Annotated in this window: 12 protein-coding genes, 1 other RNA gene and 1 pseudogene; 8 read left to right on the top strand and 6 right to left on the bottom strand. The window is 45.9% G+C overall.

The genetic code is table 11. From position 1 onward, the window contains the following. Positions 1 to 49: 49 nt before the first annotated feature. Positions 50 to 1,204: an LPS export ABC transporter permease LptG gene (lptG, locus tag ICN46_RS06340; RefSeq protein WP_216206242.1), complete on the bottom strand. Its 1,155-nt coding sequence runs from the start codon at positions 1,202 to 1,204 to the stop codon at positions 50 to 52. Further along, on the bottom strand, positions 1,201 to 2,316 hold the full coding sequence (gene lptF, locus ICN46_RS06335; RefSeq protein ID WP_216206147.1) for an LPS export ABC transporter permease LptF: 1,116 nt from the start codon (positions 2,314 to 2,316) through the stop codon (positions 1,201 to 1,203). The genes lptG and lptF overlap by 4 nt, the downstream gene beginning before the upstream one ends. Positions 2,317 to 2,460: 144 nt before the next feature. On the opposite strand from lptF, the gene ICN46_RS06330 reads away from it, so the two are divergent. The 8 genes from ICN46_RS06330 (at position 2,461) to ICN46_RS06295 (ending at position 11,435) form a co-directional block, all read left to right on the top strand. Next, positions 2,461 to 4,068 (top strand): leucyl aminopeptidase, encoded by a 1,608-nt coding sequence (locus ICN46_RS06330; protein WP_255538771.1) that lies wholly within the window; start codon positions 2,461 to 2,463, stop codon positions 4,066 to 4,068. 18 nt (positions 4,069 to 4,086) lie between these two features. Further along, positions 4,087 to 4,551 carry a DNA polymerase III subunit chi gene (locus tag ICN46_RS06325; RefSeq protein WP_216206144.1) on the top strand — a complete coding sequence of 155 codons (465 nt, stop codon included), beginning with the start codon at positions 4,087 to 4,089 and terminating at the stop codon, positions 4,549 to 4,551. A 6-nt stretch (positions 4,552 to 4,557) separates the two neighbouring features. Continuing rightward, on the top strand, positions 4,558 to 5,358 hold the full coding sequence (gene lgt, locus ICN46_RS06320) for a prolipoprotein diacylglyceryl transferase (protein WP_216206141.1): 801 nt from the start codon (positions 4,558 to 4,560) through the stop codon (positions 5,356 to 5,358). A 126-nt stretch (positions 5,359 to 5,484) separates the two neighbouring features. Then, positions 5,485 to 6,789, top strand: a complete 1,305-nt coding sequence (locus ICN46_RS06315; RefSeq protein ID WP_216206138.1) for a malonyl-CoA decarboxylase — start codon at positions 5,485 to 5,487, stop codon at positions 6,787 to 6,789. A gap of 151 nt (positions 6,790 to 6,940) precedes the next feature. Continuing rightward, positions 6,941 to 8,005: a TRAP transporter substrate-binding protein DctP gene (gene dctP, locus ICN46_RS06310; RefSeq protein ID WP_216206136.1), complete on the top strand. Its 1,065-nt coding sequence runs from the start codon at positions 6,941 to 6,943 to the stop codon at positions 8,003 to 8,005. A 3-nt stretch (positions 8,006 to 8,008) separates the two neighbouring features. Then, positions 8,009 to 8,515: a TRAP transporter small permease gene (locus tag ICN46_RS06305; RefSeq protein ID WP_216206133.1), complete on the top strand. Its 507-nt coding sequence runs from the start codon at positions 8,009 to 8,011 to the stop codon at positions 8,513 to 8,515. 2 nt (positions 8,516 to 8,517) lie between these two features. Further along, positions 8,518 to 9,876: a TRAP transporter large permease gene (locus ICN46_RS06300; protein ID WP_216206130.1), complete on the top strand. Its 1,359-nt coding sequence runs from the start codon at positions 8,518 to 8,520 to the stop codon at positions 9,874 to 9,876. Between the two features lie 35 nt (positions 9,877 to 9,911). Next, positions 9,912 to 11,435 (top strand): malonate--CoA ligase, encoded by a 1,524-nt coding sequence (locus tag ICN46_RS06295; RefSeq protein ID WP_216206127.1) that lies wholly within the window; start codon positions 9,912 to 9,914, stop codon positions 11,433 to 11,435. Here ICN46_RS06295 and ICN46_RS06290 read toward each other — a convergent pair. The 4 genes and pseudogenes from ICN46_RS06290 to ICN46_RS06275 form a co-directional block, all read right to left on the bottom strand. After that, positions 11,432 to 12,250 carry a sulfite exporter TauE/SafE family protein gene (locus ICN46_RS06290; RefSeq protein ID WP_216206124.1) on the bottom strand — a complete coding sequence of 273 codons (819 nt, stop codon included), beginning with the start codon at positions 12,248 to 12,250 and terminating at the stop codon, positions 11,432 to 11,434. The genes ICN46_RS06295 and ICN46_RS06290 overlap by 4 nt on opposite strands. Next, positions 12,251 to 12,469, bottom strand: a non-coding RNA gene (gene ssrS / locus ICN46_RS06285) — 6S RNA. A gap of 99 nt (positions 12,470 to 12,568) precedes the next feature. After that, a pseudogene (locus tag ICN46_RS12140) lies at positions 12,569 to 12,793 on the bottom strand (cell division protein ZapA); the annotation flags it as partial. Continuing rightward, positions 12,774 to 13,055, bottom strand: coding sequence for a hypothetical protein (locus ICN46_RS06275; protein WP_216206091.1), 282 nt, complete (start codon positions 13,053 to 13,055; stop codon positions 12,774 to 12,776). The gene ICN46_RS06275 and the pseudogene ICN46_RS12140, both read right to left, overlap by 20 nt. Positions 13,056 to 13,095: the final 40 nt, after the last annotated feature.

The raw sequence follows: 13,095 nt of genomic DNA, 5'->3' as shown, positions 1-13,095 counted from the left end.
TATATACCTACATAGATATATGAATCAAATTCTATATGAATTCTAGGTATTAAGCTTTAGATACCCAGCGCAGCGCCAAGATGGCTAGCAAAAAGTAGACTAGTGGCGGGATCAGGGCGGTAAGTAAGGTTGGCCACGAACCCAACAAGCCCACATTTGAAAACAAGGAGTTAAATAGCTGAAAGCTCATACCCAGCATAATTCCGCCAAATACTTTGATGCCAACACTGCCTGCGCGTACCTTGAGATAAGCAAAAGGCAGGGCTAAAGTCAGCATCACAAAAATAGTGAATGGATAGATCACTTTTTTCCAAAAGGCAATGGAGTGCCTTTGCGTATCTTGTTTATTTTCTTGTAGGTGATTAATAAATTGCCCAAGACTAAAAATAGACATCTTTTCCGGACTAACTAAAAGCACATTCAAAATTTGTGGTGTCACTTCGGACTCAAGGCTGAGTATGGGAAGGGTGAAGGTTTGTGCTGAGTACACGGGGTTTAAGGGATCGGCTTGCTTATTTTCCTTAAAGCGGGTTTCAGTGACATCATCTAAAACCCAGACACCAGTATGGTCAAAGCGACCAGAAAGCGCGCTTCTGATGGAAAGGAGTCGATACGCATCGTCGAATTCATACATGCGGATATTTTTAATCTCATTGCCTTTTTCAATCTTGCCGACATTCACGTAACGTACGCCGGGTCGGATGGGTCCACTGCCATCTTCATCGCGTAGACGATCTTTGACCCAAACCCCAGTCCTAAACTGCGATTCAAAAGTTGACCCCAGGGCCTTCATGCGAACCTGATCTGAAATGGATTCTGAATAAGGCCCAACCCACTCACTCATAATGAGTGTGAGCGCAATCAGGGGCAAGGAGATTTTGGCAAGAGTTGTGAGTCCACGCTTCACATCTAGTCCTGCTATACGCAAAATCGTAAATTCTGATTGGCTGGCAAGCATTGCGAATACATAGATGCTGCCGATTAATCCTGCCACTGGAATGATTTCTGAAATGCGGCTTGGCGCCTTTAGTAGCACATGTAAAAGAGCAAGTACGAGTGTGTACTGTCCATTGACTGAGCCAAGCTCGCTGAGGATATCAAAGAACAAAAATAGCGCGACTAGCGCAAATAAAATAAAGCCAAATGCACTATAAATTTGCTTGGCTAGATAACGTTCGTAGACGTAAGGAAAGAGTAGCTTCATTTGCTGGAGAATGAGGCGGGCAATTGGCGCCGCCACCATTTCAGGGAGGGGTTAATGCGATTTCGTATCAAGATAATTGCAACCGTGAGGGCTAATACATGAATTGGCCAAACGCCAACGTAGACATTGATTTTTCCCTGAGAGACAAAATTTTGGGTCAGATTGAGTAGGTTGCTATAGATAAGATAAATCAATACTGCGTAGAACATAGCGGTGTAATTTCCCAGCCTTGGATTGACGTAAGCCAACGGAATGGCAATGAGCACAAGGCCTAAGGCCATTAGGGGTAGACCAATGCGCCACAGGAGCTCTGCTTGGCTAGGCTTAACAAAAGCGGGGTTGGGCTCGTTGATTAACTCTTGAATGGTTTTTTCTCGATCGCGTGGCAGGGGCGCCAAAATTTCTTTTTTGTGTATTTGCGTTGTATAGGTATCAAACTCTAGGATTCTGAAGTCGGGCTGGGTGGGCTGCCCTTCGTAACGTCGACCATGATTGAGAACAATCGATTTTTCGCCATCGCCTGAGTTTTGGATGAAGCCTGTAGAGGCCACGGCTATATTGAGACGTCCATTTTTACTATCTGCAACAAAGACATTTTTAACTTCATTTTTATCAACATCTAACTCTTCAATAAAAAAGACCCGCTCTGCTTTTGCCGATTCTTTGAATTGACCAGCCGCAATCATTGAGACATCATCGCGCTGCTGAAAACGTTGACTAATTAGTGTGGACTCGCGATTAGCCCAGGGCCAAACAAAAAGTGCCAATAGGGCAATCATGATGATCAGTGGGGTGGCAAATTGCAGAATAGGGCGAATCAGATTCGAGATGCTTAAGCCACTGGCAAACCAGACAATCATTTCTGAGTCTTTATACCAGCGCACCAGCACAATTAAAACGGCCACAAAAAGAGAAACCGTGAGTAGTACGGCCATATAACCTAGGGTTGCAAGGGTGATGAGCACCAAGGCATCTTTAGGGTTTACGGTACCGTTGGCTGCAAATCCCAGAATTCGAATGACCAAGGTAGTGACCATGATTGTGACCAAAACCAAAAAGACGCCACCAGTGGTAAAACTGAGTTCGCGGCGGAGGGCTTGTTTAAAGATCATGGGTGCTTGCGCTAGTTTGGACTGTAATTTGCTTCTTAGGTGGTCAATGGGTGCGTTGCTTGGGGAGTTATCCTTATGTCGGAGGATAATGGATAAATGTCTATTAACCCCCTTTGAATCGACTTAAAAATACCGCAATAAACTATGACTATTCAATTTAGCACCAAGATTTTCTCGCAAGCAGACCTGCGTAGCCCAAAACAGCTTAAATCTAGCCTCAGCCTCCTGCTGGGCCAGAATAGCGATTGCCTCGTATTGGCTTATGCCAAGACTGATTTGGATGACTTTTCAGGGGGCAGAGGTGCGAAACCAAAACCTGGGTTACTGTCCGAGCTCGATCTTCTGCTTTGCGGATCTGTTACCCATGCAAATGTCGTGGGTGATTTAGATTCTAAGCAAGCCTCCACCTGCACCTTGAGAGCGGAAAAATCATGGACTGCCAACGGTATTAAGGCGAAGCGAGTCTTGTTAGTGAGCTTGGGTGATCTTGCTTTGCCTGGGGCGCGCGACTTGAGCGCTTATTCCAAGATTGCCAAAGCAGCATTGAAGAGTCTGAGCGGGGGATCTATCGAGGATGCCATTTGGTTTACCCCCAGTTTTGCTTTAGGCCATAAAGCCGTTTTCTTGGCAGAGGAAGTGCGCCTGAGCATTCAATATGCCGGTGATCAAGCTTATCGGTTTGGTGTAAGACAAGCGGCGATGAAATTTAAAGCGAAAGATAAAGCCGATACTTTTGCACACCTTACTTTTGTAGGCAATGATCAATGTGCCAAAGAGTTGAAGGCAGCCGTTGCCGAAGGTATTGCAATGGTAGAGGGCATGAATCTAGCAAAAGATTTGGGCAATTTACCGCCCAATATTTGTACCCCAACGTATTTGGGCAAAGCAGCTCAGAGCTTAATTAAAAAAGCCGGCCTTAAGGTTGAAGTATTGGGTCGAAAGCAAATTGAAGCTTTGGGTATGGGGTCATTCCTATCGGTTGCCAAGGGTTCCGATACTCCCCCGCAATTTATTGTGATGCGCCATCAAGGCGGTAAAGCAGGTGAGGCGCCGATTGTGTTGGTGGGGAAAGGCATTACTTTTGATACTGGTGGTATCTCTTTAAAGCCAGGTGAAGCCATGGACGAGATGAAGTACGACATGTGCGGTGCCGCTTCTGTGATCGGCACTATGTATGCAACAGGTTTGATGAAGTTAAAAAAGAATGTGATTGGTGTTGTGCCGACTTGTGAAAATATGCCTTCTGGCGGAGCAACTCGCCCCGGCGATATTGTGAAGAGTATGTCTGGTCAAACCATCGAGATCTTAAATACGGATGCTGAGGGTCGTTTAATTCTGTGTGATGCTTTAACGTATGTTGAGCGTTTTAAACCAAAGGCAGTCATTGATGTGGCGACCTTGACAGGTGCTTGTGTGATCGCTTTAGGTCATGTTCATAGCGGTTTATTTTCTGATGATGAAGATTTGGTAAATGCTTTAACCAAAGCAGGTCAGTCATCCCTCGATACTGTATGGCGCCTGCCTCTGGATGTCGCTTACCATGAGCAATTGAAGTCAAACTTTGCCGACGTCGCTAATATTGGTGGACGTCCAGCGGGCAGCGTTACTGCAGCCTGTTTCTTGTCGCGCTTTACTGAGAAATATAAATGGGCGCATTTGGATATCGCAGGTACCGCATGGAAGAGTGGTGCAGCAAAGGGCTCGACTGCCCGTCCAGTACCATTGTTGGTGAACTATTTACTTGAGCAATAGTCAGTAGGGCTGAAACGAATGGCGAGAATTGATTTTCATAGCAATGTTGCCGACAAGCTGGAATACGCCTGCCGTTTAACGCGCAAGATTTGGAGCGCAACTCCTGTGGGTGAGCCCGTCAGAAATATTGTGATAGTGGGTGAGCTTGCCGATCTCAAGAAGCTCGATAAATTACTGTGGGCATTTAGTGCCAGTGATTTTTTACCTCACTGCTTTGTGAGTGATGAGGCTGCTGCAGAAACGCCCATCGTGTTGACTGATGATTTTGCATCGCCAGACCTGAGTTCTGTGCCGCATGCGGATGTCATGATTCATTTGGGTATGCGTATGCCAAACGATGTGGCTGCTTTGGCCGCTCGCTTTCCGCGCATCGTGGAGGTGGTTACGGTCAACGAGGCCGAGCGTTTGGCTGGGCGCGAACGTTTTAAGGCTTATCGTGATTTGGGTCATGAGTTGCATAACTTCGATCAGTCCAAGTCTTAAAGAGCTATGCTGATACATCCTCAATTTGATCCTGCAGCTATTCGGATTGGTTCTTTTGCGATTCATTGGTATGGCTTGATGTATTTGATGGCCTTTGGACAATTTCTACTGCTCGGACGTCTACGGATTCGGGCGCCTCAATATCAAGCTCTAGGCTGGTCATATAAAGACCTTGAAGATTTACTATTCGCTGGCGTGCTTGGCGTGGTTCTCGGTGGTCGGATTGGCTACACCTTGTTTTATATGCCAGGCTACTACCTCTCCCATCCCTTGGATATTCTGAAAATCTGGGAAGGCGGCATGTCTTTTCATGGCGGGCTCTTGGGAGTCTTGTTGGCCTTATTGTGGTTTGCGCATAAACATCGGACTAGTTTCTTTGTCGTAAGTGACTTAGTTGCGCCACTGGTTCCTTTTGGCTTGGCATTCGGCCGCCTTGGTAACTTTATTAACGGTGAGTTGTGGGGGCGCCCTACAGACTTGCCTTGGGCAATGATTTTTCCCTTGGTGGATGCTATCCCACGCCATCCTTCACAGATTTATCAGCTGTTAGGCGAAGGTCTTTTGCTGGGCATCATTCTTTGGATTTATGCCAGAAAACAGCATCGTTTGGGTCAGGTTTCAGGACTCTTTTTGCTTGGCTATGGCCTGTGCCGGTTTTTGGCTGAATTTGCCCGCGAGCCAGATGCTTTCTTGGGTTTATTGGGCTTAGGTTTATCAATGGGGCAGTGGCTTTGTGTTCCGATGATTTTTTTCGGAATTTACCTTATAGTGAGAAGAAATACGAAAACTGCAGTCATCGGTAGTTAAAAATCTTGTTTTTATAGTCTTTTGTGCCTAACTTCAAAAAATTAGTGCCATGAGATCTTTGAAAGACTGCTTTTATGGCTATTTTGCAGAATTTCGTACCGCATTTACCTCACCCGAAAGATATCTATGCTGGAAAAGCTAGCAAAAGCCCGCAACCTATCTAAGGCAAATAATGCCGTCAAGCGCTTAATTTCAGAGCGCGGAGAATCTAATGCTGTCAGCATGGCTGATGATGTAGTGAGCAACTATCGCAAACTCAGCAAAGACCAGCACATCCCATTCTTTAATTTCTTGTTTGAGAAGTTAAACCCAGATGCTGATGCAGTCATGAAGGCAGCTCAAAGCTATGCTGCTGAAGCTAGCGCACGGAACTATGTGCGTTTACAGCGAATTGTTGAATCGCCAAGACAAGAATTATTCCGTCGCTTAAATCGCGCGAGTGAAGGGACGGCTGCAGTAGTAGAGATGCGCCGAGATCTTTTGCAGGTTTTGGAAAAGAAGCCGGAATTAACAGCAGTGGATTTCGATATGCGTCACCTGTTGTCATCCTGGTTTAACCCAGGCTTCTTGAAAATGCATCGTGTGGACTGGAAGTCACCAGCTGAAGTTCTTGAGAAGTTAATTCAGCATGAAGCTGTGCACGCAATTGACGGTTGGGATGATTTACGCCGTCGCTTGCAGCCAGATCGCCGTTGTTTTGCCTTCTTTCATCCGCAATTGCCTAATGAGCCCCTGATCTTCGTTGAAGTGGCCTTGCTGCCTGAGATTCCTTCGGTCATTACGCCTTTGGTGGATAAGAAGGCCGAAACAGTTGACCAACTAAATCAATTCAAGGTGGCCGCTTTTTACTCTATTAGTAATTGCGAGCCAGGTTTACGTGGTGTATCTATGGGTAATTTTTTAATTAAGCGGGTTGCGGTGCAACTAAAAGCAGAGTTTCCCAGCCTAAAAACTTTTGTGACTTTATCTCCTATTCCTGGGTTCATTGATTGGCTTGCAGCTGGTGCAACTTTTGGTGATGCTGTATCGACTGATAGCTTCAAGCCTGCTATTAAATTAGCGCGTGATCAGGCGCTAGCAATTTTAGATTTGGAAGCTAAATCATGGAGCGAGCGCTTAAGTGCTGGCTGGCATCCAGACCAGTCATCCGAGAAAGAAAAAAATGCTTTGCTGTGTTTAGTGAGCATTTATTTAGGTTTGGGCTCAGCGACGCGCGCGGGCAACCCGGTTGCAAAGTTTCATTTGGGCAATGGCGCAAAATTGCATCAAATCAATTGGGCGGGCGACCTTTCTCGAAAAGGCTTACGCCAATCAGCTGGTTTGATGGTTAATTATTTGTACGATTTGGCTAATGTTGAAGAGAATCATGAGCGCTTTGCCAAGGGGGAAATTGTTTATTCCAAAGCTGTAGGGCGCCTAATGCAGTCGTAATTGCGTATTTCGGTGAGGAGGCCGCCTAAAGTGCGGTTGAAGCGGTATTCGCTTTAGAATGTGACATAAATAAGACGGCAACCTATAAATACCAGCACAAATCAACCAGTAGTTGAGTGAAGAAGTATAAAAAAATTACAAGGAGATCAGCATGAGTAATGAATTGAATTCTGGATCAGGTTCATCCAAACCAAACGCATTACGCCGCCAAATTTTGGCAAGCTCGGCAGCCCTGCCAATGGTGGGTTATGGATCGAGCTCTTGGGGACAAGTTGCAGGTAAGACTTTAAATATCTCGCATCAGTTTCCTGGTGGAACTATTCAGTCTGGTGATTTCCGTGATCGTCTGTGCCGAAAATTTGCAGAATCTGTTGAAAAGCGCACCAAGGGTGCCTTGAAGTTTCAGGTGTACCCTGGCTCATCTTTGATGAAGACTAATGCGCAATTTAGTGCTCTACGTAAGGGAGCTTTAGATCTTTCATTATTCCCATTGCCATATGCTGGTGGTGAAGTGCCTGAAGTGAATATTGGTTTGATGCCTGCGTTAGTAACTAGTTATGAGCAAGCTGCCAAGTGGAAAACTGCTGAAGTTGGCCGCCTCTTAACAAAATCTTTGGAAGACAAGGGTATTGTGATTTTGAGTTGGATTTGGCAGGCTGGCGGTGTAGCCAGCCGCTCTAAGGGTTTGGTGGTTCCAGAAGACGCTAAGGGTCTAAAGATTCGTGGCGGTAGTCGCGAGTTTGATTTGATGCTCAAGGCTGCAGGCGCATCAGTGATTTCTTTGCCTTCCAATGAAATCTATGCCGCTATGCAAACTGGTGCAATGGATGCGGCATTTACCTCTTCCACTAGCTTCATGTCATTTAAGTTGGAAGAGTTGGCAAAAGCCTTTACCAGCGCTCGCAATAAATCTTACTGGTTCATGCTTGAGCCCTTATTGATGTCCAAACAAATTTTTGATGCCCTACCAAAAGATCAGCGCGATTCATTGATGGCTGCTGGTGCCGAGATGGAGAAGTTTGGTTTAGAGGCTGCTAAGGATGATGACAAAACTGCAGCATTGGCTTATGCCAGGGCGGGCAGCAAGGTTACCGATATTGATGCCGCGATTGTCGATCAATGGCGGGTTATTGCCCGCGCTAGCGCTTGGAAAGATTATGCAGAGAAAAATGAGAGTTGTGCCGCCTTGTTAAGGGCTGCAGAAAAGGTAACTTAAGTTATGACGCAAATCGTACAAGCTGCAGACCGCTTAGTGTCTGGGATTAATAAATTAATGTTGTTTTTGGGATCCTTAGCCTTAATTGCCGCATCCGTTATTTTGAGCTACAGCGTGGCATCAAGGGCTATTTTTGCCGCCACCACTGACTGGCAGGATGAGGCAGCGGTATTTTGCTTAGTGGGCGCCACATTCTTGTGCGGCGCCTATGTTCAGCAAATTCGTGGACACGTTGGGATCTCTGCAATCTCCACGATGCTGCCTAAGGCTGTCAATTACTTAAGAATTATTTTGATTGATGTGGCATCTTGTGCGTTTTGCGCCTTCTTTGCCTGGAAGTCGTGGACTTTATTTCATGAGGCATGGGTTGATGGTCAGGTAACTTCATCATCTTGGGCGCCTCCTTTGTGGATTCCTTATTTCATGATGGCGTTTGGTATGTCGCTGCTAGCGTTGCAGATCTTGTTGCAAGTATTTGGTGATTTTTCTAAGCCAACGAAGGGCAATTAATTATGTCTATTTTGGCCCTTGGAATGTTGTTTGCAATTGTGACTTTATTGATCATGTTTTCAGGAATGCCAATCGCATTCTCGTTGGGGTCAGTAGCAGTTATTTTTATGATTTTCTTTATGCCTTCATCCTCATTGGATACGGTGACCCAGAACGTCTACGAAGAAATGGCTAGTATTACTTTGCTATCTATTCCTCTATTCATTATGAAAGGGGCGGCGATTGGTCGCTCGCGTGCTGGACAAGACCTTTACGAGGCGCTTCATGTTTGGTTAGGCAAGGTTCCTGGCGGCTTGGGTGTGGCAAATGTTTTAGCCTGTGCCTTGTTTGCTGCAATGGCGGGCTCAAGCCCTGCAACTTGTTCGGCAATTGGTAGTGCCGGCATTCCAGAAATGCGTAAACGTGGGTACTCTCCAGGACTGGCCGCTGGCATTATTGCTGCGGGCGGCACCTTAGGTATTTTGTTGCCACCATCGATCACTATGATCTTGTATTCGGTAGCCGCTGAGCAGTCACTCGGCCGTTTATTTTTGGCTGGAATTGGCCCTGGCCTGATGTTGGTGGTCTTCTTCTCGATCTACACAGTCTTCCGTTTCCGCAAGGAATACAACATTGCTTTACAAGCGGTTGCAAAGGGCGCGCCTAGTCAGCCGATTCTTGAGCGGCATACCTACACGTTGCAACAGAAGATGAGCTCATTGCCACGCGTGATTCCATTTTTGGTATTGCTGATTGGTGTGATGGTTGCGCTGTATGGCGGTTACGCCACTCCGTCTGAGACGGCAGGTCTTGGTGCCATTTTGGCTTTTGCTTTGATTGCCGCAATTTACAAGATGTGGCGTATTAAAGATATCTCACCTTTGTTGCAGGCAACTATCAAAGAGTCAACCATGTTGATGTTCATCATCGGCATGTCTTTATTATTTTCCAATGTCATGAGTCACTTGCACTTGAGTCAATCAGCTGCCCAGGCAATAGTCGATCTAGACTTTGGCAGATGGGGCTTATTGGCCGCCATTTTGGTTCTTGTGATTATCCTAGGATTTTTCTTGCCACCAGTCTCGATTATTTTAATGACTGCCCCAATTTTCTTGCCACCACTTCGTGCGGCTGGATTTGATCTAGTCTGGTTTGGTGTGGTGATGACGATTGTGATGGAGACTGGATTAATTCATCCGCCTGTAGGACTTAATATTTTTGTGATCAAGAATATTGCCCCTGATATTTCATTGAACGAAATCATCTACGGTGTTCTGCCGTTTGTAGTGATCATGATTCTTTCTGTAGTATTGCTTTGTTTTGTTCCGGAAATTGCTACAGGCCTATCAGATCTCGTCATGGGCGCCCCAAAAGTGCATTAATTTTTTCTAAAGTATTGACCCCATAGGAATGTTTTATGAATTTGTACTCGTTACTGGAACAAGGTTTTCCAAAAGATAAAAACGCTTGTGCGCTTGAAACGCACGATGGTTTGTATTATTCCTGGAGTGATTTGGAGCGTGCCACGGCCATGATGGCCAATTTGTTAAAGAATCTAAATCTTCCAAAAGGTGCGCGTATTGCAGTTCAGGTAGAGAAGTCGCCAGAGGCCTTGTTTTTGTACCTAGCCACTATTCGTGCTGGGTATGTATATCTTCCTCTTAATACAGCTTATCAGGCTGCAGAAATGCAATACTTTATTGAGAATGCTGAACCTGCTTTAGTGGTTTGCAGTAGCAAGAACTTTTCATGGATTTCAAAAGTAGCATTTAAGGCGGGGACCAAGCATGTCCTGACTTTAGATGAAAACCGCACTGGTAGTTTATTAGAGCGTTCTGCCGTTCAAAGTGACAAGTTCAAGACGGTGCCCGCTAAGGACGATGACCTTGCTGCGATTCTGTATACCTCTGGCACGACTGGTCGCAGTAAGGGTGCGATGTTGTCACATAAAAACTTGGGCAGCAATGCGCAAGTATTGCAAAAGTTTTGGGGTTGGAAAAAAGGCGACGTTCTATTACATGCATTACCAATTTTTCATGTGCATGGATTATTTGTTGCTGCCCACGGAGCATTGATTAATGGCAGCAAAATGATCTGGTTGCCACGCTTAGATACTGCGCAACTCATTCACCACATGCCGAGTTCAACTGTGATGATGGGGGTACCTACTTTCTATGTACGCCTACTGGCTGATAAAGGATTTACTAAAGCGGTAACACGCAATATGCGCTTGTTTGTTTCCGGTTCGGCACCTTTGTTGACTGAAACATTTAATACCTTCAGGGAAGTGATTGGCCAGCCTATTCTTGAGCGCTACGGTATGAGTGAGACTGTCATGTTGGTCTCCAATCCCTATAAGGGCAGTCGCGTGGGTGGATCAGTTGGCCTCCCATTGCCTGGCGTAAAAGTACGCGTGGTTGACGATAACAATAAGCCCTGCGGTGTAGATGAGATTGGCAATATCCAAGTCAAAGGTCCGAATGTATTTAGCGGCTACTGGCGTATGCCTGAGAAGACTGCTGAAGAATTCACTAAAGATGGTTGGTTTAAAACGGGTGACGTCGGTCGCTGGGGTGGTGATGCTAATGGTGGCAAGGCTCCAAAAGAATACTTATGTATTGTTGGTCGCAGTAAGGACTTAATTATTTCTGGAGGGTATAACGTTTATCCAAAAGAAATCGAGAGTTTTATTGATGACATGGATGGCGTAGATGAGAGTGCTGTGATTGGTATTCCACATCCTGATTTTGGTGAGGCAGTAATGGCAGTTGTTGTTCCTAAGGCTGGCGCTAAGCTGGATGCGCAAGCGATGATTGCTACTTTGAAAACGCAGATTGCCAATTTCAAAATACCGAAGCGTTTAGAGATCGTATCTGACTTACCGCGCAATGCGATGGGTAAGGTGCAAAAGAATATGTTGCGTCAGCAATACACCGCTTAAAAACCGAATGCCTTGCGGCTTTCATTCAGCATGAAGGCCGCAAGGAAAAATAACATCACACCAAAGACTCTTTTGAGTTGAGTGACATTGAGTTTTCTGGCTAACTTGGCGCCAAAGGGTGCCGTAAAAACGCTCACCACCACAATGCAGGCTACGGCGGGTAAATAAACAAAACCCAAAGAACCTGCGGGTAAGTTTGGATCTCCCCAGCTACCGTACATATAGCCAATCGTAGCTGCTGCTGCGATTGGAAAGCCCAATCCAGAAGAGCTTGCCATAGCAACGTGAGGCTTGACATTGCACCAAAGCATGAAGGGAATCGTAATGAAGGCGCCTCCAGCGCCAACTAAGCTAGCCAGCGCACCCGCCAGCGCACCAAATGAAAATAGCCCAAGCGATCCGGGTAAATTCCTGCCAGGCTTAGGTTTTTTATTAATCAGCATCTGAATAGAGCTGTAAATAATGAAAATCGCAAAGAATAAAGAAAGCCAAGATGTCTTGAGGGCCTCAAAAAGTTCACTACCACCAATCAGTCCTCCAAAAACCAGACCAGGACTTAAGGCCGCTACCAATTTCCAGTCGATGGAATTGTGTTTGTGATGTGCCCAGATGGCTGATGATGTGGTGAAGAGGATGGTAGCCATTCCAGTAGCAATAGCCATATGAACAATGACACTCTGGTTAAATCCCAGGTGGTTGAAAACCACAATCATGAAGGGCACCAGAATCATGCCACCACCGATACCTAGGAGCCCCGCTAGAAAGCCAGAGATGCTTCCGCACAGCAGAAGCATGGCAATGTCGCTTAGTAACATGAATTCCCCGCCTTAGCCGCTAGGCCGTCATCCTGAACCCTAAGGTTCAAGGTGGAACGGCTACTTTGTTTTGGGTGCATTAAGAAATTCAGGGAGTGAACAGCGCGAAGCTGCCACTGTGAAGTTTCGAAACGCTCACGCCCACAATGTAAAGATCGTTCCGGATGCTTGCGCATCGGTTCAAGGAACTATTGGCCTTGGCGAACCAGGCAGGGAAAGGGTTTGCATCAAAGCATCCACTTGATCTTCTAGAGATCGAATTTCACTTTGAAGGCGAGTCATTTCTTCGAAGTGCGTATCAGAAGAAATACTTTTTGTATTAGTGTCGGGTGCTACATTTTTTAAGGTAATCAGGTCCCCTGCAATTTTGAGCGCTGCCATCATGCTTGCCCGTTCAATGCTACGGTTACCACCATTAATTGCTAACTGAATTTGTTCGTCTACTAGGGTGCAGGCGGCACGAAGGAGGGGTTCATGCTCGGCACTAGTCGCCAGTGCGATTTTTTGACCGGCAAGCGTTACCTCAATGCGTCGTTGGCTCATTATCGTCCTCTGAGTTTGTTGGGGGAGTTGCTTCACCAAGTAAATTCATTTGGCGTCCATCACTCTGTTCTGGCAATCTACTCAAAATATGTTGAATGCGTTTTTGAGCATCCTCAATCTTATCTTCCAATTGAGCGCGATTTAGATTAAGGCTTTTTACTGCCTCGGAAATGAGATGGAACTTATCAGCCACGCGCCGAATCGAGGCAGATAAGTCATCAGTTGACAAGTCGCTAGAGGAAGGAGGAATTTGCTCGTTCATATTGTCATTGTAGCCTTGACTGAAAACCCTGCAAACCCTT

It is taken from the genome of Polynucleobacter sp. Latsch14-2 (assembly GCF_018881925.1).
Classification (GTDB): Bacteria; Pseudomonadota; Gammaproteobacteria; order Burkholderiales; family Burkholderiaceae; genus Polynucleobacter.
This window is presented reverse-complemented; position numbering and strand designations above follow the sequence as displayed.